The organism is Pseudomonas imperatae (genome assembly GCF_057128625.1).
Map to the genome: position 1 here is coordinate 181,218 of NZ_JBSKHP010000003.1, position 19,547 is coordinate 200,764.

The 19,547-nt window shown below is 65.3% G+C and carries 13 protein-coding genes; 4 read left to right on the plus strand and 9 right to left on the minus strand.

The window, feature by feature from the left end; all coding sequences use genetic code 11:
- Nucleotides 1-8: 8 nt before the first annotated feature.
- A complete protein-coding gene (locus ACWKWX_RS05520) occupies nt 9-179 on the minus strand; it encodes a hypothetical protein (protein WP_483827177.1) in 171 nt (56 codons plus the stop codon).
- A gap of 653 nt (nt 180-832) precedes the next feature.
- On the opposite strand from ACWKWX_RS05520, the gene ACWKWX_RS05525 reads away from it, so the two are divergent.
- The gene (locus tag ACWKWX_RS05525) at nt 833-2,944 is read left to right on the plus strand and encodes a TonB-dependent receptor family protein (protein ID WP_483827178.1); all 2,112 of its coding nucleotides are present in this window, start codon (nt 833-835) and stop codon (nt 2,942-2,944) included.
- A 77-nt stretch (nt 2,945-3,021) separates the two neighbouring features.
- On the opposite strand, the gene ACWKWX_RS05530 is transcribed toward ACWKWX_RS05525, so the two are convergent.
- The 8 genes from ACWKWX_RS05530 to glnE all read right to left on the minus strand — a co-directional run bounded on the left by ACWKWX_RS05530 (nt 3,022) and on the right by glnE (nt 13,058).
- The gene (locus tag ACWKWX_RS05530; protein ID WP_483827179.1) at nt 3,022-4,461 is read right to left on the minus strand and encodes a lipopolysaccharide kinase InaA family protein; all 1,440 of its coding nucleotides are present in this window, start codon (nt 4,459-4,461) and stop codon (nt 3,022-3,024) included.
- Nucleotides 4,461-5,213, minus strand: a complete 753-nt coding sequence (locus ACWKWX_RS05535) for a lipopolysaccharide kinase InaA family protein (protein ID WP_483827180.1) — start codon at nt 5,211-5,213, stop codon at nt 4,461-4,463. Before ACWKWX_RS05535 ends, ACWKWX_RS05530 begins: the two co-directional genes overlap by 1 nt.
- The gene (locus ACWKWX_RS05540) at nt 5,210-5,944 is read right to left on the minus strand and encodes a lipopolysaccharide kinase InaA family protein (RefSeq protein WP_473005171.1); all 735 of its coding nucleotides are present in this window, start codon (nt 5,942-5,944) and stop codon (nt 5,210-5,212) included. The genes ACWKWX_RS05535 and ACWKWX_RS05540 overlap by 4 nt, the downstream gene beginning before the upstream one ends.
- On the minus strand, nt 5,944-6,750 hold the full coding sequence (gene rfaP, locus ACWKWX_RS05545) for a lipopolysaccharide core heptose(I) kinase RfaP (protein WP_483827181.1): 807 nt from the start codon (nt 6,748-6,750) through the stop codon (nt 5,944-5,946). Before rfaP ends, ACWKWX_RS05540 begins: the two co-directional genes overlap by 1 nt.
- Nucleotides 6,747-7,871, minus strand: a complete 1,125-nt coding sequence (locus ACWKWX_RS05550) for a glycosyltransferase family 4 protein (RefSeq protein WP_416422099.1) — start codon at nt 7,869-7,871, stop codon at nt 6,747-6,749. Before ACWKWX_RS05550 ends, rfaP begins: the two co-directional genes overlap by 4 nt.
- Complete coding sequence (gene waaC / locus ACWKWX_RS05555; RefSeq protein WP_416422098.1) at nt 7,871-8,932, minus strand: lipopolysaccharide heptosyltransferase I; 1,062 nt, start codon at nt 8,930-8,932, stop codon at nt 7,871-7,873. Before waaC ends, ACWKWX_RS05550 begins: the two co-directional genes overlap by 1 nt.
- A gap of 1 nt (nt 8,933) precedes the next feature.
- Entirely contained in the window at nt 8,934-9,983 is a 1,050-nt protein-coding gene (gene waaF, locus ACWKWX_RS05560; protein WP_416422097.1) for a lipopolysaccharide heptosyltransferase II, read from the minus strand.
- A gap of 135 nt (nt 9,984-10,118) precedes the next feature.
- Nucleotides 10,119-13,058 (minus strand): bifunctional [glutamate--ammonia ligase]-adenylyl-L-tyrosine phosphorylase/[glutamate--ammonia-ligase] adenylyltransferase, encoded by a 2,940-nt coding sequence (gene glnE / locus ACWKWX_RS05565; RefSeq protein WP_483827182.1) that lies wholly within the window; start codon nt 13,056-13,058, stop codon nt 10,119-10,121.
- Between the two features lie 380 nt (nt 13,059-13,438).
- On the opposite strand from glnE, the gene aceE reads away from it, so the two are divergent.
- The 3 genes from aceE to ACWKWX_RS05580 all read left to right on the plus strand — a co-directional run bounded on the left by aceE (nt 13,439) and on the right by ACWKWX_RS05580 (nt 19,161).
- Nucleotides 13,439-16,084 (plus strand): pyruvate dehydrogenase (acetyl-transferring), homodimeric type, encoded by a 2,646-nt coding sequence (gene aceE, locus ACWKWX_RS05570; RefSeq protein ID WP_416422095.1) that lies wholly within the window; start codon nt 13,439-13,441, stop codon nt 16,082-16,084.
- 11 nt (nt 16,085-16,095) lie between these two features.
- Entirely contained in the window at nt 16,096-18,060 is a 1,965-nt protein-coding gene (gene aceF / locus ACWKWX_RS05575; RefSeq protein WP_483827183.1) for a dihydrolipoyllysine-residue acetyltransferase, read from the plus strand.
- 819 nt (nt 18,061-18,879) lie between these two features.
- Complete coding sequence (locus ACWKWX_RS05580; RefSeq protein WP_483827184.1) at nt 18,880-19,161, plus strand: DUF3077 domain-containing protein; 282 nt, start codon at nt 18,880-18,882, stop codon at nt 19,159-19,161.
- Nucleotides 19,162-19,547 lie beyond the last annotated feature (386 nt).

The following is a 19,547-nucleotide window of genomic DNA, read 5'->3' on the forward strand; positions in this document are numbered from 1 at the left end:
CGCGGGGCTCAGCCCTCCTGCTCAAGAAGCGCCGGCGGCTCACGCCATTTCAGCAGCTGTTCCTTGTATTCACGCTGGTAGTAGGCGCAGCCGGGCTTGAGCGGGTCCATGTCGCACTTGAACCGCTGGCGGGCGTCGCCTGGGTGCCAGCCGAAGCCCTGGTCGGCGGCCCATTCCATAAGGGCGCAGCCGGTGAGGAGGAAGCCGCCCACAGATAAGAGGATGAATCTACACATCGCGCCACCGCTTGCAGGGTAAGAGGGTGGTATTAGGCGCATGGAAACCTGCGGGAGGAAGTCAGCAGATTCCGTCGACAACGAAAGGTGGATCCGATGTAGTTGAGCGATTTTTCCTACGCCATGATGCCCAAATGCCTTACTTGCGCCGACGAAGCCGATAATCCTCCGTATACCCCGGCCACTTATGCGCACACCCAAACCGCGCCCCATCGCCCTGGCATTGGTACGGTTGAACCGGCTCCGGCCAGCGATCAGCCGGGTCTACCACTTCGAATTCCGCACACCCCGCCAACAGCGTTAGGTTCAGTAGCAATGCACCGCGAACTAGCATGAAGCGATCCTCCAGATTGGGAACCCGGAGCCTAGGGTGAACCTTGCTCCCTGAAAGCCAGCCATTTCCCACACAATCGTAGGACCAAGCCCAAACCCCGTAGCAGCGGCCGCCAGGCCGCGTCACAGGCGCTGCGGTTATCCAGGCACGTCGCGCGCGGCAGGCGCAGCCTGGCGGCAGCTGCTACGGGACCGGTTGGGCTTCAGAGTTGGTAAACTTGTCCGATTCAGTACATATCTTCACTTGCGGACCTTTCCCCACGATGACTTCTGCCCCACCCTTCCTGCGCCGTCGCTCCCTGCTCACCGGCCTGTTGCTGGCCAGCCCCCTGGCCCAGGCCGATACGCCCGAGATCGTGCTCGATTCGGTGGTGGTCAGCGGCGCGCGCAGCGAGAACAGCAGCTTTGACCTGCCCTATTCGGTGGACAGCGTCAGTGCAGAGCAGATTCACGACGGGCAGCTGGGCATCAATGCCTCGGAGGTGCTGCAACGCATTCCCGGGCTGGTGGTGCAGAACCGCCAGAACTACGCCCAGGACCTGCAGATTTCCTCGCGCGGCTTTGGCGCGCGCTCGGCGTTCGGGGTGCGCGGGTTGAAGCTGATTGCCGACGGCATTCCGGCCAGCACGCCGGACGGCCAGGGCCAGGCAGCGACGTTCAACCTCGACACCGCCGAGCGCATCGAGGTGCTGCGCGGGCCGGCGGCCACCATGTATGGCAGCAACGCCGGCGGCGTTATCCAGATGTTCTCCCGCGACGGCAGCGGCGCGCCGAAGGTGGGTGCCGAGACGGTGATGGGCAGCGATGGCATGAGCAAGCACCACGTGTACGCCGAGGGCGGCATCGACGCCGACACCGGCTTCGTGCTGGACGCCTCGCGCATGGACACCGACGGCTACCGCGACCACAGCGCCGCACGCCGGGACACCACCTTCGCCAAGCTCAACCTCAAGCCCGACGAAGACAGCAAGCTGGCGCTGATCTACAGCAGCCTGGAGCAGAACGGCACCCAGGACCCACTGGGCCAGACCTGGGACGCCTACAAGGCCGACCCGCGCTCGGTGGCCGCTGCAGCGTTGAACTACAACACGCGCAAGAGCATCGACCACCAGCAACTGGGGCTGAACTACGAGCGCTACATTGGCGACGCGACGCTGCAGGTCACCAGCTACTACGGCACGCGCAGCGTGATTCAGTACCTGTCGATTCCCAAAGGCACGCCAGCGGACACCCGTGGCGGCGGCGTGGTCAACTTCGACCGCACCTTCTACGGCGGCAGCCTGCACTGGATTCAGCCGATCCTGGCCGCCCCCGGCGACCTGAAGCTCATTGCCGGCCTGGACTACGACCGCAGCCAGGACGACCGCCAGGGCTACCAGAACTACGTGGGCAGCACCCTGGGCGTGAAAGGCGCCATGGCCCGCGACGAGATCGACACCGCCACCAGCCTCGACCCCTTCGTGCAGGCCAACTGGGCCCTGGGCGACTGGACCCTGCAGGCCGGCGTCCGCCATAGCACCATGCGCATGGACGTGGACGACAAGTTCCTCAGCAACGGCGACGCCAGCGGCAGCAAGGACTACCAGCAGAACACCCCGTCGCTGAGCGTGATGTACGCCTTCACCGAGAACCTGCATGGCTACGTCAGCGCCGGCAAAGGCTTCGAAACCCCGACCCAGGCGGAAATGGCCTACGCGCCGGGTAACGTCGAGGGCTTCAACTTCAACCTCAAGCCTTCGGAAAGCCGCCAGTACGAAATCGGCCTGAAAGCCAAGGTCGGCGACAGCACCCGCATCAACGCGGCGTTGTTCCAGATCACCACCGACGACGAGCTGGTGGTGGCCGAATCCACCGACGGCCGCACCAGCTACCAGAACGCCGGCCGCACCCTGCGCCGCGGCCTGGAGCTGTCGCTGGACAGCCAGCTGACGCCCACCTGGAGCACCCAACTGGCCTACACCCACCTCAATGCCACCTACGACAGCGACTTCACCAGCGGCAGCGGCACCACCGCCAGGCAGGTGGACAAGGGCAACTACCTGCCCGGCGTGCCCAAGGACACCCTGTTCGGCGAGTTGAAATGGCAGCCGCAGGACTGGGTCAGCACCGCGCTGGAAGGCATGTACCGCAGCAAGGTCTACGTCGAGGACACCAACCAGGACAAGGCTGCGCCCTCGTATGCGGTGTTCAACCTGCGCACGCGCTTCGAACAGAAAGTCGACCACTGGACCTTCCACCAGATCGTGCGTTTGGACAACCTGCTGGACCGCCAGTACGTGGGCTCGGTGATCGTGGGCGACAGCAACAAGCGCTACTACGAGGCGGCGCCGGGGCGGTCGTGGTATGCGGGGGTGGGGTTGGAATACGGGTTTTAAGCCAATGACGCGGCCTTCGGCGGATGGCCGCCCCGCCGCTGCTACATAGATTGGCGTAGCAGCTGCCGCAGGCGGCGTCAGGGCAAACGCGGCAGGCGCTGGTCCAGCATTCGGGCCAGGGCGCTGTCCGCTGGCCAGTTGCGCAGGAAGCGCGCGCGGTCGCGGGCGTAGGCCGGGGCGAAGCTGGCCTGGCTGCTGTGCTGGCACATGGCATCGAGGTCGATCAGCGCCCAGCGGCCGCTGTCCCAGAACAGGTTGTGGCCCTTGAGGTCGCCGTGGCTAATGCGCTCGCGGGTCAGGTCGGCGAACAACTGGTCCAGGGCGGTCAGTTCGGCTTCCGGCACGGCGGCGTTATCCACATAGGGCGCGAAACGCTCGATCAGGTCGGGGCCGGCCAGGTGTTCGGTGACCAGGTAGGCGCTGCGGCGCAGCCACAGGAAGCGCTTCTCCAGCACGGCCAGCGGCTTGGGCGTGGCGATGCCCAGGAACGCCAGGCGGTTGCCCTGCACCCACGAATGCCAGGCGCGGCTGGGGCGCCAGAAGCGCTTGAGCCAGTGGGCGAAGTGCTTGATGTTGTAGCGCTTGATCACCAGCGGCCGGCCGCCCACCTGCACCTGGCCGACACTGGCAGCGCCGCCGGTCTTGTACAGGTGGCCCTGGTCCAGCAAGGCGTCGGCCTGGGCCAGCACCGGTAGCATGGCCGGCTCCTCCCCGCGACGGATGGCGCGCAGCATGAACGCCCCACGCTTGACGGCGAACAGGCTGCACTCGCGGCCCACCTTGGCCAGGAAATCCTTCAGGCGCCAGGCGCGCACCTTATCGACCTGCTTGAGCAGGGCTTCGAGCGGCAACGCGTGCTCACCGTTGGCCAGCAGGTAATACACCAGCAGTTCTTCGATGAAGGGCTCGAACGGCTTGGGCAGTTGGGCGAAGAACACGCCCAGGTTCTGCAGCACGCGCTGGCGCGACAGCGGCTTGCCGGGTTCTTCCACGCAGATGCCGGCGCCGTCAATCAGGTACAGCTGGCCGTCGTGACGCAGCAGGTTGTCCAGGTGCAAGTCTTCCTGCCACAGGCCCTTGGCGTGCATGGCGGCGACGGCGGCCAGGGCCTCGCCCAGCACCTCGGTCTGCGCATCGGCCAGCACCGGCAGGTTTTCCACCGCTGCCCAGGCCTGGGCCAGGCTTTGTGCGCCTTCCAGGTATTCGAACAGCAGCCAGCCGCCCTCACCGTCCTGCAGCCCTTCGGCCAGCAGTTGCGGGGTGGTCAGGCCTTGGGAGGCCAGGTGTTTGACGCCATCGCGCTCACGCTGGAAGTGTCGCGCCGCCTTGGGCCCCACCAGCAGCTTGGCCAGCACCGTGCGGCCACGCCACACGCCGGCACCGACGTACCGCTGGCCGGGGAGTACGCGCAGCAGGCTCAGCAGTTGCAGTTCGGCGCTGCCAGCGGCGTCGGCCAGGGTCAGGCTCAACGGCAAGGCCGGCGCACGGCCGGCCCTGGTCAGTTCGGACAGGCGCATCAGCGGCCCTCCTTGTGGCTGCGGCGGCGGGTCAGGCGTTGCAGCCAGTCCCGCACCAGCGGGCTGGCGGCGTCCTGGTTCAGGTAGGCGGCCAGGAACACGCGAATGTCGGCCTCGCCCCACATGGGCGCGCGGCGCAGCAGCGGCTCCAGATCGCGCACGCGATCACGCCGGCCAAACAGCGCCGGGCGGGTTTTCTCCAGGTCGATCAGCTGCGCCTGGTAGCCGTGGGCACCCTGGCGCAGGAAGATGTGCTTGGGGTAGAAGCAGCCATGCACCTGGCCGGCACCGTGCAGCGTGCGCGCCAGCGTGCCGCAGGCAGCCAGGATGGCCTGGCGCCGCGAGGCCGTGGAGGCGCTCCAATCCAGCAACAGCGCGTCCAGGTCAGTCCAGCCGTCCAGCGCGCGGGTCATGAGGATGGCGCACAGGTCGCCGTCCAGCTTGCGCTGCCCGTAGTAGGCAGCCTGCAACGCAGGAATCGCCAGCTGTTGGTAGCGCCGGATGTTGCGAAACTCGCGGGAGAACGTCGGCTCGCCCAGCGGGTGGTGCAAGGTGCGGGTCAGGTAGCCACGCTGGCGCTTGAGGTAGTAGCCCTTGCCTTCCAGCTCCAGGCGGAACACCTGGCTGTAGCCACCGCGGGCGGTGTTGGGCTCGTCCACCGGGTCCAGCTGCAGGGTCCACAGCGCATCGAAACTGTCCAGGCCATGACGCTGCAGCAAACCCTGCTCGGCGTCGGCGATGAAGTCGCTCATTCGCGGCCCTCGAAAAACGTGATGATGTGACGAATGCGGCGCTTGTCCGAAGCGTTCAGGTGCTTGCGGTTGCGATACTGCAGGTAGAAACGCAGGCGCTGGGTGTTGGACAGCTGGTACTTGGCCACCTTGTCCAGGCAGGCCAGGTCCTTGGTGATACGGTAGCGCAGCCAGAAACTGACCCAGAACGCGCCGTTGGGGCAGTCGATGAAGAACAGCGTGTTCTTGTCGTCCACCAGCAGGTTGCGCCACTTCAGGTCGTTGTGGGTGAAGTGCTCGTCGTGCATCGCCCGCGTGGCGCGCGCCAGCTGGCGGCTGATGACATCGACCCAGGCGCGGTCTTGCAGGCGCGGGTCGTGCTGGTCGGCCAGCGCCGACATGTCCACGGTGTTGGGTAACTCGCGGGTGATCAGCGCGCCACGGTGGAAGGCCGCGCCCTTGCGCTCCAGGCCCCAGCCGACGATCTCGGCAGTGGGAATGCCCCACTTGGCGAAGCGCTTGAGGTTCTGCCACTCGGACTTCACCCGTGGCCGCCCCAGGTACCGCCGCAGGCCCTTGCCGGCGCCGGTGTAGCGCTTGACGTAGTAGTTCACGCCAGCGACGTTGACGCGGCTGACTTCCGACAGCGGGTCGCGGGTCAGGTGCTCGCCCTTGAGCGCGAACACCGCGTCCAGGGTGCCGAACTCGGCGTGCAGGTGCGCGTATTCCGGCGCCAGGTTCCAACCCGCCATCAGAGCGCATCCCCGTAGCGCAGCTTGCGCGCGTAGAGCTTCTCGGCCTTGCCTTCCAGCCAGGCCAGCAGGCGCGCTTCGTCCTTGAGGACCTGGCGCAGCGGCTGCTGGAAGTAACCGCGCAGGAAGCGCAGCTTGTCGCGGCGCGTCAGGCCGATGTCCAGCGCCGAGAAATACAGCGCGGCCAGGTCCTTGTTGCGCCAGCGGCGGGTGATGGCCGAGCGGGTCTGGGCGCGGTGCAGGTCGATCACCGATAGCTTGAAATCGTCCGGCGTCACCGGTTTGTCGGTGTGCAGCAGGAAGTGGCAGATGTAGCAGTCGCGGTGGTTGACGCCCGCGCGGTGCATCATGCCGACCATGCGCGCCACCTCGGCGATCAGCGCACGCTTGAGGCGCGGCTGCGGCGGCTCGGCGCGCCAGTTGATGCTGTAGTCTTCGAGGCTGACGGTCGGCGCCAGCTCTTCGGTGATGATGAACGAATGCTGGTCGGCCGGGTTGCTGTTGCGCTCGCCGTAGGCCACGCCAGTCATGGTCGCCACGCCCGCTTGCTGCAGGCGTTCGATGGCCTGCCATTCCTGGCCGGCGCCCAGCACCGGCAGCTTGGCGGTGACCAGGTTCTTGACGATCTCGCCCCAGCCGATGCCGCGGTGGATCTTGACGAAATAGCCGCGGCCATCCACTTCGGTGCGCAGCGTGCGGCGCGCTTCCAGCTCGCGGTACACCTCGCCCTGCAAGGCCTCCACGGCCTCGAACGGGTCGCGTCCGGCCCACAGCGTCTTGAACGGCTCGGCAAGGATCAGCTTCATGAGGCGGCTCCGGCCAGGATCACGTCGGCGGCGTGCTGCGGCATGCTGTACAGGTCAGCGCTGTCGGCGAACGCCAGGCCGTTGCGGCCCCAGTCGGCGCGCGCCTGGCCATCGCTGAGCATGCGCACCAGGTACTGGTTCAATTGCGCCTGCTCGAACGGCTCGTCCAGCACCAGGCCGCAGTCGGCCTCGGCGATGTAGTGGGCGTAGCCACACACCGCCGACACCAGCACCGGCAGGCCGGCCACGGCGGCTTCCAGCAGCACGGTGCCGGTGTTTTCGTTGTAGGCCGGGTGAATCAGCAGGTCGGCGCCCAGCAGGAAGCGCGGGATATCGCTGCGCCCCTTCATGATCTCCACCTGGTCGCTGAGGCCCAGGGCAGCAGCCTGCAGCTGGAAGAACTTGGGCTCGTCCTGGCCGATGACGAACAGCCGCGTGCGCTTCTTCAGCTCCGGCGGCAGCGCCGCCAGGGCCTTGAGGCTGCGATCCACGCCCTTGGTCTTGAAGCCGGAGCCGATCTGCACCATCAGCAGGTCGTCGGCGCCCAGCTTGAACTCGGCGCGGAACTCGGCGCGGATCTGCGCGGCGTTGGCCGGCGCCCGGCGGTCCAGGGAAATGCCCGGCGGCAGCAGGTGAAAGCGCTGCAGCGGGGTGTGGTAATGCTTGATGAACAGCGGCTGCTGCACCTCGGAAATCATCAGGATTTCGGTCTTGGCCTCGGGCGCGAACACCGCGCGCTCGAACTCGGCGAAATGCTGGTAGCGGCCCCAGAACCGGTACATGGGGTTGCGCAGGGTCTGGGCCTTGTCCTCGTAGCAGCCGTCGGCGGCGTAGTACACGTCCAGGCCCGGCAGCTTGTTGAAGCCGATCACGCGGTCGACCGGGCGCTTGGCCAGGTCCTTGTCCATCCAGGCGCTGAACTTGATGTTGCGGCGGTGGTTGGAGAACGCCTTCACCGGGCCCACCAGCACCTCGAAACCGGGCGGCACCTCGCCCTCCCAGATCAGCGTGTACACGCGAATCTGGTGCCCGCGCTTCTGGCACTCCAGGGCAATGCGCATGAAGTCGCGCTGCAGCCCGCCAAACGGGAAATACTTGTATAGAACAAACGCCAGTTGCATCAACGAAGATCCTCAGCCAGTAACAATGCGCTTAGTCGGCTCGCCACACGCTCGGGATTCAGGCGAGTGAAGCACAGGGGCCACTCGCGTTTAAGATCGAACCGACGCTGGTCTTCCGGCGTCGGCTGATAGGTACAGGTCTTGGACAGGCACGGGGCGCAGGCGAAGTCGCTGGCCAGGTGCTCCTGGTCGCGGCCATAGGCCCCGGTCAGCCCCGGGTTGGTAGGGCCAAACAGGGAAATGGTCGGCACGTCCAGCGCTGCGGCCAGGTGGCCCAGGCCGGTGTCCACCGCCACGCAGGCGCGCGCCGCCACCAGCACTTTCGCCACGCCCGCCAGGTTCAATTTGGGCAGCACCACGGCGTTTTTCAAGCCTGCGGCAATGCGCTCGGCGCGCTCATGCTCCACCGGGTTGCCCCAGGGCAGGCGCACTTCGATGCCGGCATGGCCCAAGCGCTCGGCCATTTCGCGCCAGTAGATCTCGGGCCAGTGCTTGGTGTCCCAGGTGGTGCCATGCAGGAACACCACGTAGGGCACGCGCGACTTGCCGTTGCCCAGGCGCTCGGCCGCCAGACCGTATTCGCCCGGGCCGGGGGCCAGGTCGTAGCCCAGCGCCAGGGCGAACAGCCGGCGCAGGCGCTCCACCGCGTGCTGGCCGCGGCCCACGGCCAGGCGCCGGTCGTAGAAGCGGCTGGCCAGGGATTCGCGCGCCGACTCACGGTCCAGGCCGGCGATCGGTGCTTTCACATAGCGGGTCAGCAAGGCGCTTTTCAGCAGGCCCTGGGCATCGATCACCAGGTCGTACTTGCGCTCGCCCAACGCCTGCTTGAAGCGCCGCCATTGGCCGCTCTTGATGGTTTCCCAGACGTTCTTGCGCCAGCGGCGGATGGCCACCGGAATGACTTTATCCACAGCCGGGTGCCAGGTGGGGATCTCGGCGAAGCCTTCTTCCACCACCCAGTCGAAACGGATGCCCGGGATGGCCCGGGCGGCATCGGTCAGCGCCGGCAGCGCATGGATGACATCGCCCAGGGACGAGGTCTTGATCAACAGTACCCGCAACTTAATCGACCCCGACCGTCAGTTCGACCGTGGCCGGCCCTTCCAGCTTCTGCAGGGCATCGGACACCCGTTGCGGCTCCAACAGGCGCAGGCAGTTGTAGTGGCCGAAGCGGCAGGTGCGGTCAAAGCACGGGCTGCAATCCAGGCCCAGGCGCACCACTTCCACCTGGTCGGCCAGGGGCGGCGTGAAGCCCGGCGAGGTCGAGCCGTACACCGCCACCAGCGGGCGGTTCAGCGCTGCGGCCACGTGCATCAGGCCCGAGTCGTTGGACACCACGGCGTCGGCGCAGCTCATCAGGTCGATGGCCTCGGCCAGCGAGGTCTCGCCGCTGAGGTTCACCGACTCTTCGCGCAGGCCCGGGATCAACCGGCCGCGGATGGCCTCGCCCACCGGGTGGTCCTTCTTCGAGCCGAACAGCCACACCTGCCAGCCTTCGCGGATTTTCATCTCGGCGACCTTGGCATAGTGCTCCGACGGCCAGCGCTTGGCCTCGCCGAACTCGGCACCGGGGCACAGCACCAGTAACGGCCGGTCCAGCACCAGGCCGAACTTGGCCAGGGCCGCGTCGCGGCTGGCCGGGTCGATGCGCAAGGTGGGGCGCGGGTACGGCTTGGGCAGCTCGGCGCCTGGCTCGAAGGCCAGGGCCATGAAGCGTTCGATCATCAACGGGTACCGGGCCTTGTCCAGGCGCCGCACATCATTGAGCAGGCCATAGCGCAGCTCGCCACGCCAGCCGGTGCGCTTCGGGATGCCGGCAAAGAACGGCACCAACGCCGACTTCAGCGAGTTGGGCAGCAGGATCGCCTGGTCGTACTGCCCCTTCAGCGACTTGCCGATGGTGCGCCGCGTGGCCAGTTCCAGCGCGCCGTGGCCGAGCGGGAAGCTCAAGGCCTGGCGCACTTCGGGCATGCGTTCCAGGATCGGCCGGCTCCACTCGGGCGCCAGCACATCGATCACACAGTCGGGGTGGCGCACCTTGAGGCACTGGAACAGTGTCTGCGCCATCACCATGTCGCCGACCCAGCTGGGTCCAATGATCAGAATTTTCATGCTTTTTCCAGAAACGACCGAGGAGGCAGCAGGCCGTTGGTGTACAGCCTGGCCTCCCCGTCTTGTCTTTTGGTCAGGCGCAGATTGACCGCCTGCGCCCCTTTCAGGCCTTCCAGGCCTCCCAGCCCTGCTACATCAACTCAAGCCCATTTCGGCCCAAATGCGCAGCACTTCCCTACGCTGGGCGACAAACTGATCCCCGCCGATCACCCCGGCCTGCTTCTGCAGGGCCTGGCGGTGGGCGGCCGAGCGGTAGGCCTTGTAGGCTTCGCGCAACAGGCTCGCGTCGGTGGCGGGTATCAACCCGGCCTGCTCGAGCCCTTCCAGAATGCGGATATTATCGGTGTATTTCAGCAACGCCGGATAATCCCTGGACCACGCCAGGGCCGCGTATTGCACCATAAATTCAATATCGACGATACCACCGGCGTCCTGCTTGATATCGAACGGCGCCCCCGGCTCGAAGGCGTTGGCCCCGGTGCCGGCGGCGGTGGCCTTGGTGCCCAGGTTGTCGCGCATCTTGGCGCGCATCTCGCTGACCTCGGCGCGCAGCTTGGGCAAATCGCGCTCGCGGCCCAGCACCTGCGCGCGCACCTGCTCGAAGGCGGTGCCCACGTGCTTGCAGCCCACCAGCACCCGCGCGCGCACCAGCGCCTGGTGCTCCCAGGTCCAGGCTTCGTGCTCCTGGTAACGACCGAAGGCGTTCAAGGAACTGACCAGCAAACCCGCGGCGCCAGAGGGCCGCAGGCGCATGTCCACCTCGTACAACTGCCCTGAGTTGGTCTGCGTGGTCAGCAGGTGAATGATGCGCTGGCCCAGGCGGGTGAAGAACTGCGCGCCGTCGATGGGCTTGGCGCCATCGGTCTCGGCGGTGGGGTCGCCGTCGTGGATGAACACCAGGTCCAGGTCCGAGCCGTGGCCCAGCTCGATGCCACCGACCTTGCCGTAGCCGACGATGATGAAACCCGGATCGCAGGGGCTGCCGTCGGCCCGCTGCGGCAGGCCGTGGCGCGCCACGGTCTGGCGCCAGGCCAACATGAAGACTTGTTCAAGAATGGCCTCGGCCAGCCAGGTCAGGTAATCACTGACCTTCATCAGCGGCAGGCTGCCGGCGATTTCCGAGGCCGCCACGCGCAGGCTGTGGGCCAGCTTGAAGTGGCGCAGGGCCTCCATCTGCTGCTCCAGGTCGTCCTCGGGGATGCGCGTCAGCCGCTCGCGCAGCTCGGCGGCCAGTTCCGGCGCCAGCGGCGGATTGAACAGCCGGCCTTCGTTCAGCAGCTCGTCCAGCAACAGCGGGTAGCGGGCGATCTGCTCGGCAATCCACGGGCTGGCGGCACACAGGGTCAGCAGCCGGCGCAGGGCACCGGGGTTTTCGGTCAGCAGCACCAGGTAGGCGGAACGCCGGGCCACGGCCTCCACCAGCGGCAGCACGCGCTCCAGCACCAGGTCCGGGTTGTCGTGTTCCACGGCCTGGGCCAGCAGGCGCGGGATGAACGCGTCGAGGCGCTCGCGGCCGATGCGCTGCATGGCGCGCAGCTGCGGGCTGGCACGCAGGCCGGCCAACTGCCGCAGGGCCTTGCTGGCGTCGCTGAAACCGGCGTCCTGCAACTGCCGGCAGGCTGCCTCTTCGTCCTGCACGTCTTCCCACAGCGGCAGCCACTCGCCGCCCACTACCACCTCGCCTTCGTCGCCCTCGTCTTCATCGGGGTCGGCGATGACCTGGCGGAAGTGCCAGTCGATACGGCCGCGCCAGTGCATCAGGCGCTCGTGAAAACTGTTCCAGTCAGCGAAACCGAGCATGAAGGCGATGCGCGCCTGGTCGGTTGCGCCATCGGGCAGCATCTGCGTCTGGCGGTCGGCGATGGCCTGGATGGCGTGCTCGGTGTAGCGCAGGAACTCGTAGCCCTCGCGCAGTTCGGCGATTACCGCAGGCGGCAGGTAGCCCTGGCCTTCCAGGGTGGCCAACACCTTGAGCAACGGCCGCTGTTGCAGGCTGAGGTCGCGGCCGCCGTGGATCAGCTGGAACGCCTGGGCGATGAACTCCACCTCGCGGATGCCCCCGGCGCCCAGCTTGATGTTCTCGGCCATGCCCTTGCGCCGCACCTCCTGCTGGATCAACTGCTTCATGGTGCGCAGCGCCTCGATGGCGGAGAAGTCCAGGTAGCGGCGGTACACGAACGGCCGCAGCATCTCCAGCAACTGCGCGCCAGCCTGCTGGTCGCCGGCCACCACCCGCGCCTTGATCATGGCGTAGCGTTCCCAGTCGCGGCCCTGGTCCTGGTAGTACTGTTCCAGGGCGTTGAAGCTCAGCACCAGGGCGCCGGCCGAGCCGTAGGGGCGCAGGCGCATGTCGACGCGGAACACGAAGCCATCGACGGTCACCGGGTCCAGCGCCTTGATCAGCCGCTGGCCCAGGCGAATGAAGAACTCCTGGTTGTCCAGCGGGCGCTTCACGCCCTCGGTCTCGCCGCCCTCGGGGTAGGCGAAAATCAGGTCGATGTCCGAGGACAGGTTCAGCTCCACTGCCCCCAGCTTGCCCATGCCCAGGATGACCATCTGCTGCACTTCGCCCGTGCGCCGCCCCTTGGGCACGCCGAATTGGTCGCAGTGACGTCTATACAACCATTTATATGCTTCATCTATTGCAGCGTCGGCCATGTCGGACAAATCGCGGCAGGTTTGCACCAGGTCGGCCTGGCGCGTCAGGTCGCGCCAGATGATGCGCACCTGCTGGCGCGCGCGCTGGCGGCGCAGCTGGCGGCCCAGTTCATCGTCGCTGCCGGCGGCGGCCACGGCGGCGGCAAGCTGTGCGCGCAACTCGCCGGCGGCGAAGCTGCGGTCCAGTTCGCCGCTGGCCACCAGGTCAAGCAACAGCGTGGGCGTGGCGCTGGCCTGCTGGATGACGAAGTCGCTGGCGGCGCACACATGGTCGAACGCCTGCCAGGTCGCTGCAGGCCAATTGGCCAGCTCGCCGGCACGTTCGGTAGTGGCCACGGCGGCTTCGAAGGTCTGGCGATTGCGCGCAACAAGTTGCGTCAAAATGGCCGGCAATTGCACCGTTGTTGGCAGGCTCATGGTCTATCCTTGATCGGCGTGCGAAGGGGGTTGCACGGCACCGGGCGTTTGATTCGCGCCGGTTGGACTGTCGTACAAAAGTTAGAAATAGCTGAAAATTCGTATTTCCTGGCAGAAAGCATCGCACTCAACCTTTCGAGGACTTGTTTTTAACCCACGTTATCGATTTTTCTCACAACGGGACAGGTGGCCAAAAGCCCTCTGCCTGTAGTTTTACTACGATGGTCGCAATGTCAACGCATGAAATGACGAACGATTTGTAGTAAAACTACACGACGCCGGCACAACCCCCGGTAATCCAAGAATCTATATCGTCTGCCCACAAGGCCGTCGCAAACTCAGGCTTCGATTCTGGAAGCCTTTCCGCCCTGGAGCAAGCCATGCAAGACCTCGATCCCGTCGAAACCCAGGAATGGCTGGACGCCCTGGAGTCGGTTCTCGACAAAGAAGGCGAAGACCGCGCTCACTACCTGATGACTCGCATGGGCGAGTTGGCCACCCGCAGTGGTTCGCAACTCCCCTACGCAATCACCACGCCGTACCGCAACACCATTCCTGTCACCCACGAAGCACGCATGCCTGGCGACCTGTTCATGGAACGCCGCATTCGCTCGCTGGTGCGCTGGAACGCCATGGCAATGGTTATGCGCACGAACCTCAAGGATTCGGACCTGGGCGGTCACATCTCCAGCTTCGCTTCCAGTGCGACCCTGTATGACATCGGCTTCAACTACTTCTTCCAGGCCCCGACCGACGAGCACGGCGGCGACCTGATCTACTTCCAGGGCCACACCTCGCCAGGCGTCTACGCCCGCGCGTTCATGGAAGGCCGCATCACCGAAGACCAGATGAACAACTTCCGCCAGGAAGTGGACGGTCAGGGCCTGTCGTCCTACCCGCACCCTTGGCTGATGCCTGACTTCTGGCAGTTCCCGACTGTATCCATGGGCCTGGGCCCGATCCAGGCGATCTACCAGGCACGCTTCATGAAGTACCTGGAGCACCGCGGCTTCATCCAGCCAGGCAAGCAGAAAGTCTGGTGCTTCCTGGGCGACGGCGAGTGCGACGAGCCCGAATCCCTGGGCGCCATCTCCCTGGCCGGCCGCGAGAAGCTGGACAACCTGATCTTCGTCATCAACTGCAACCTGCAGCGCCTCGACGGCCCGGTTCGCGGCAACGGCAAGATCATCCAGGAACTGGAAGGCGTGTTCCGCGGCGCCCAGTGGAACGTTACCAAAGTCATCTGGGGCCGTTTCTGGGACCCACTGCTGGCCAAGGACGTCGACGGCATCCTGCAACGCCGCATGGACGAAGTCATCGACGGCGAGTACCAGAACTACAAGGCCAAAGACGGCGCCTTCGTACGTGAGCACTTCTTCAACACGCCTGAACTCAAGGCGATGGTTGCCGACCTGTCCGACGACGAGATCTGGAAGCTCAACCGTGGCGGCCACGACCCGTACAAGGTCTACGCGGCGTACCACGAAGCGGTCAACCACAAGGAACAACCTACCGTCATCCTGGCCAAGACCATCAAGGGTTACGGTACCGGTGCGGGCGAAGCGAAGAACACCGCGCACAACACCAAGAAGGTCGACGTCGACAGCCTGAAGCTGTTCCGTGACCGCTTCGACATCCCGGTCAAGGATGAAGAGCTGGAAAACCTGCCGTTCTTCAAGCCAGAGCCAAACAGCGCCGAGGCCCGTTACCTGGCTGACCGTCGCAACGCACTGGGCGGCTTCGTGCCACAGCGTCGCGCCAACAGCTTCAGCGTGCCGACCCCGCCACTGGATACCCTGAAGGCTATCCTGGACGGCTCGGGCGACCGTGAAATCTCCACCACCATGGCCTTCGTGCGCATCCTGGCGCAGCTGGTCAAGGACAAGGAAATCGGCCCACGCATCGTCCCGATCATCCCGGACGAAGCCCGTACCTTCGGTATGGAAGGCATGTTCCGCCAGCTGGGCATCTACTCTTCCGTCGGCCAGCTGTACGAGCCGGTCGATAAAGACCAGGTGATGTTCTACAAGGAAGACCAGAAAGGTCAGATCCTTGAAGAAGGCATCAACGAAGCTGGCGCCATGAGCTCGTTCATCGCTGCCGGTACTTCGTACTCCAGCCACAACCAGCCAATGCTGCCGTTCTACATCTTCTACTCGATGTTCGGCTTCCAGCGTATCGGAGACCTGGCCTGGGCCGCTGGCGACAGCCGCACCCGTGGTTTCCTGATCGGCGGCACCGCCGGCCGTACCACCCTGAACGGTGAAGGCCTGCAGCACGAAGACGGTCACAGCCACATCCTGGCTGCCACCATCCCGAACTGCCGCACCTATGATCCTACCTACGGCTACGAGCTGGCGGTGATCATCCAGGACGGCATGAAGAAGATGACCGAAGAGCAGCAGGACGTCTTCTACTACATCACCGTGATGAACGAGTCCTACCAGCAGCCAGCCATGCCGGCCGGTGTCGAGGAAGGCATCGTCAAGGGCATGTACCTGCTGGAAGAAGACAAGAAGGAAGCGGCCCACCACGTACAACTGCTGGGTTCGGGCACCATCTTGCGCGAAGTCCGCGAGGCGGCGAAGATCCTGCGCGAGCAGTTCAACGTCGGCGCCGATGTATGGAGCGTCACCAGCTTCAACGAACTGCGTCGCGACGGCCTGGCCGCCGAGCGCTTCAACCGCCTGCACCCAGGCCAGAAGCCTCGCGCCACCTACGTCGAAGAGTGCCTGACTGGCCGCAAGGGCCCGGTCATCGCCTCCACCGACTACATGAAGCTGTTCGCCGAGCAGATCCGTCAGTGGGTTCCTTCCAAGGAATTCAAAGTCCTGGGTACCGATGGCTTCGGTCGCAGCGACAGCCGCAAGAAGCTGCGTCACTTCTTCGAAGTCGACCGCCACTTCGTCGTGCTGGCTGCCCTGGAAGCCTTGGCTGATCGTGGCGACATCGAACCTAAAGTGGTGGCCGAGGCCATCGTGAAGTTCGGTATCGACCCCGAGAAACGCAACCCACTGGACTGCTGAGGAGAATTTTCGTGAGCGAGATCATTCGCGTACCTGACATCGGCAGCGGTGAGGGTGAAGTAATTGAATTGCTGGTGAAGGTCGGCGACCGCATTGAAGCCGACCAGAGCCTGCTGACCCTGGAGTCGGACAAGGCGAGCATGGAAATCCCTGCTCCCAAGGCCGGCGTGGTCAAGGCCATCAAGGTCAAGCTGGGCGACCGCCTGAAAGAAGGCGACGACGTGCTGGAGCTGGAAGTCGAGGGTGCTGCCGCAGCACCCGCGGCGCCTGCGCCTGCCGCTGCCGCCCCGGCTGCTGCGCCACAAGCCGCGGCCCCTGCGCCAGCTGCAGCACCGGCCCCGGCCGCTGCTGCCGCCAGCAAGGACGTGCACGTGCCGGACATCGGCTCGTCGGGCAAGGCCCAGATCATCGAGATCTCGGTCAAGGTCGGCGACACCGTCGAGGCTGATCAGTCGCTGATCACCCTGGAATCGGACAAGGCCAGCATGGAAATCCCGTCGCCGGAAGCCGGCGTGGTGGAAAGCATCAGCGTCAAGCTGAACGACGAAGTGGGTACCGGCGACCTGATCCTGGTGCTGAAGGTGGCGGGCGCTGCCTCAGCCGCTGCACCGGCCCAGGCGGCCGCACCTGCTGCTGCCGCTGCTCCGGCACCTGCTGCTGCACCGGCGCCAGCCGCTGCCGCCGCTGCGCCTAGCGTGCAGGACATCCACGTGCCGGACATCGGCTCGTCGGGCAAGGCCAAGATCATCGAGCTGTCGGTCAAGGTCGGCGACAACGTCGAAGTCGACCAATCGCTGATCACCCTGGAATCGGACAAGGCCAGCATGGAGATCCCGTCTCCTGCCGCAGGCGTGGTCGAGAGCATCAGCGTCAAGCTGGACGACGAAGTCGGCACCGGCGACCTGATCCTCAAGCTGAAAGTCGCAGGCGCAGCCCCCGCTGCTGCCCCGGCCCCAGCTGCCGCACCGGCCGCCGCCGCGCCTGCCGCAGCCCCGGCTGCCAAGGCCCCGGCCGCCCCAGCCCCTGCCGCTGCCGCCCCGGCTGCCGCGTCGGGCGCCAAGGTTCACGCAGGCCCGGCGGTTCGCCAGCTGGCCCGCGAGTTCGGCGTCGAGCTGAGCGCTGTCAGCGCCACCGGTCCACACGGCCGTATCCTGAAGGAAGACGTTCAGGCCTACGTGAAGTCGATCATGACCAAGGCCAAGGAAGCCCCTGCTGCTGCAGCCGGCGCTACCGGCGGCGCCGGCATCCCGCCGATCCCGGTCGTGGACTTCAGCCGCTTCGGTGAAATCGAAGAAGTGCCGATGACCCGCCTGATGCAGGCCGGTGCCACCAACCTGCACCGCAGCTGGCTGAACGTGCCGCACGTCACCCAGTTCGACCAGGCTGACATCACCGAGCTGGAAGCTTTCCGCGTCGCGCAGAAAGCCGTGGCCGAGAAGGCTGGCGTCAAGCTGACCGTGCTGCCGCTGCTGCTCAAAGCGTGCGCCCACCTGCTCAAGGAGCTGCCGGACTTCAACGCGTCCCTGGCCCCGAGCGGCAAGGCCATCATCCGCAAGAAGTACGTCAACATCGGCTTCGCGGTAGACACCCCTGAAGGCCTGCTGGTACCGGTCATCAAGAACGTCGACCAGAAGAGCCTGCTGCAACTGGCTGCCGAAGCCGCGGCCCTGGCTGAAAAAGCCCGGACCAAGAAGCTCTCGGCCGACGACATGCAGGGCGCGTGCTTCACCATCTCCAGCCTCGGCCACATTGGCGGCACCGGCTTCACGCCGATCGTCAACGCGCCGGAAGTGGCGATCCTGGGCGTGTCCAAGGCCACCATGCAGCCTGTGTGGGACGGCAAGGCCTTCCAACCCAAGCTGATGCTGCCACTGTCGCTGTCCTACGATCACCGCGTGATCAACGGCGCCGCGGCCGCGCGCTTCACCAAGCGCCTGGGCGACCTGCTGACCGACATCCGCACCATGCTGCTGTAAACCGCTGTTCGCCGCCTCCCCACGTGGGGGGCGGCCTGTTTTTTCCGAGCGCCACGCTCGTACCTCAACCCCGCCAATTTGGCGGGGCTTTTTTTTGCTTTTAAAACGGCGCGCCACCCATCCAATGGCGAACAAACAAGGCGGACGGTGGAGATGCCACTGGCATGATTGGCCCGAAACAAACTGTGGGAGCGGGCTCTGCCCGCGAAGCGCCGCGCGGGCGGCGCTCGATTGTGTGAACACTGAAAATCTCAAGCGCACACTTCAGAGGCCCACCAAAATCCCTGTAGCCGCTGCCGAAGGCTGCGCTGGCCCTCATTTACACTGGAGATCTTCAGCGTTCACGCAGGCCAGCGCATGTCGTGGGGCCTGGAGGTGTGCGCTTGGGATTTTCGGCGCCCATCACACCGCACGGCGCTTCGCGGGCAGAGCCCGCTCCCACAGTTGTTTCGGGCGTGCACAGTCAGTGGCCTCTCCACCGTCCGCCTTGTTTGGCCGACTGAAGATCGGCGAGATCAATTTTTAGTGGCGGATATTTCCCAACAATCCAGACCATCCACGATTGACCCTGCCGAACTCACCCCCTATCCTCGCCTCCGTCACGACCCATTCGTGATGAGGTTTGACGGCCTCGAAAATCAACAAAGTCCCATCGCAGATTTCGGACGCGCACGCGCTCGTCCACGCGTTATGGCGGCTGTGCGCGGGGCACCTTCGGGTGCGCCGGGTTTGTTGGTTCCTCCGGTCCGTCAACCTGCGTACAGCTGCCACCTATTCGTTTGACGGCGACAGGTGGCGGCAAAACTTGAGGAACTGACCATGAACATGACTTCAGACGCATTGACCACGCTCGCCATCCCCTTCGGACATACATCTTCCGGCAACGCGCTTTTCAGCGTGCAACCAGGCATCCCACTACACGAAGCCCTCGAACACCTCGCCGCCAGCCTCGCAAACATGGCCGTATTGTGTGACGAGGCATGTGACGCAGATACGAGGACAACTCGAGCCTTGAACCAAATCATGGGCCAACTGATCGACAGCAGCAGCGGCTTGCTGGCGGCTGCGCTGGAAGGATTGGATCAAGCAGCGCAAAGCTAGGCGTTATAGTTGCTGCCGCTGGGCTGCGCTGCCCCTCGCTTATGCTGGAGATCTTCAGGGTTCACGCAGGCCAGCGCAGCCTGGCGGCAGCGGCTACAGGTTGTAGTGGGGCCTTGGAGGTGTGCGCTTGGGATTTTCGGCGTTCGTCAGACCGCGCACCGCCCGCGCGGCGCTTCCCCGCCTGACGCGCAAGCCCGGTCCTACATCTGTTTCGGGCGTGCACAGTCGGTGGCATCTGCGCAGTCCGCCTTGTTGGCAGGGCAACAAATTGGGGTTGCCCCAAGTGATTTCGCTTCAGAACCACCCGGTCTCTGGCGCCAACAAAACCGCCACAAACACTGATTTTCACTGGAAATTGAAGTATCGAACCGCACTGCCGATAACGA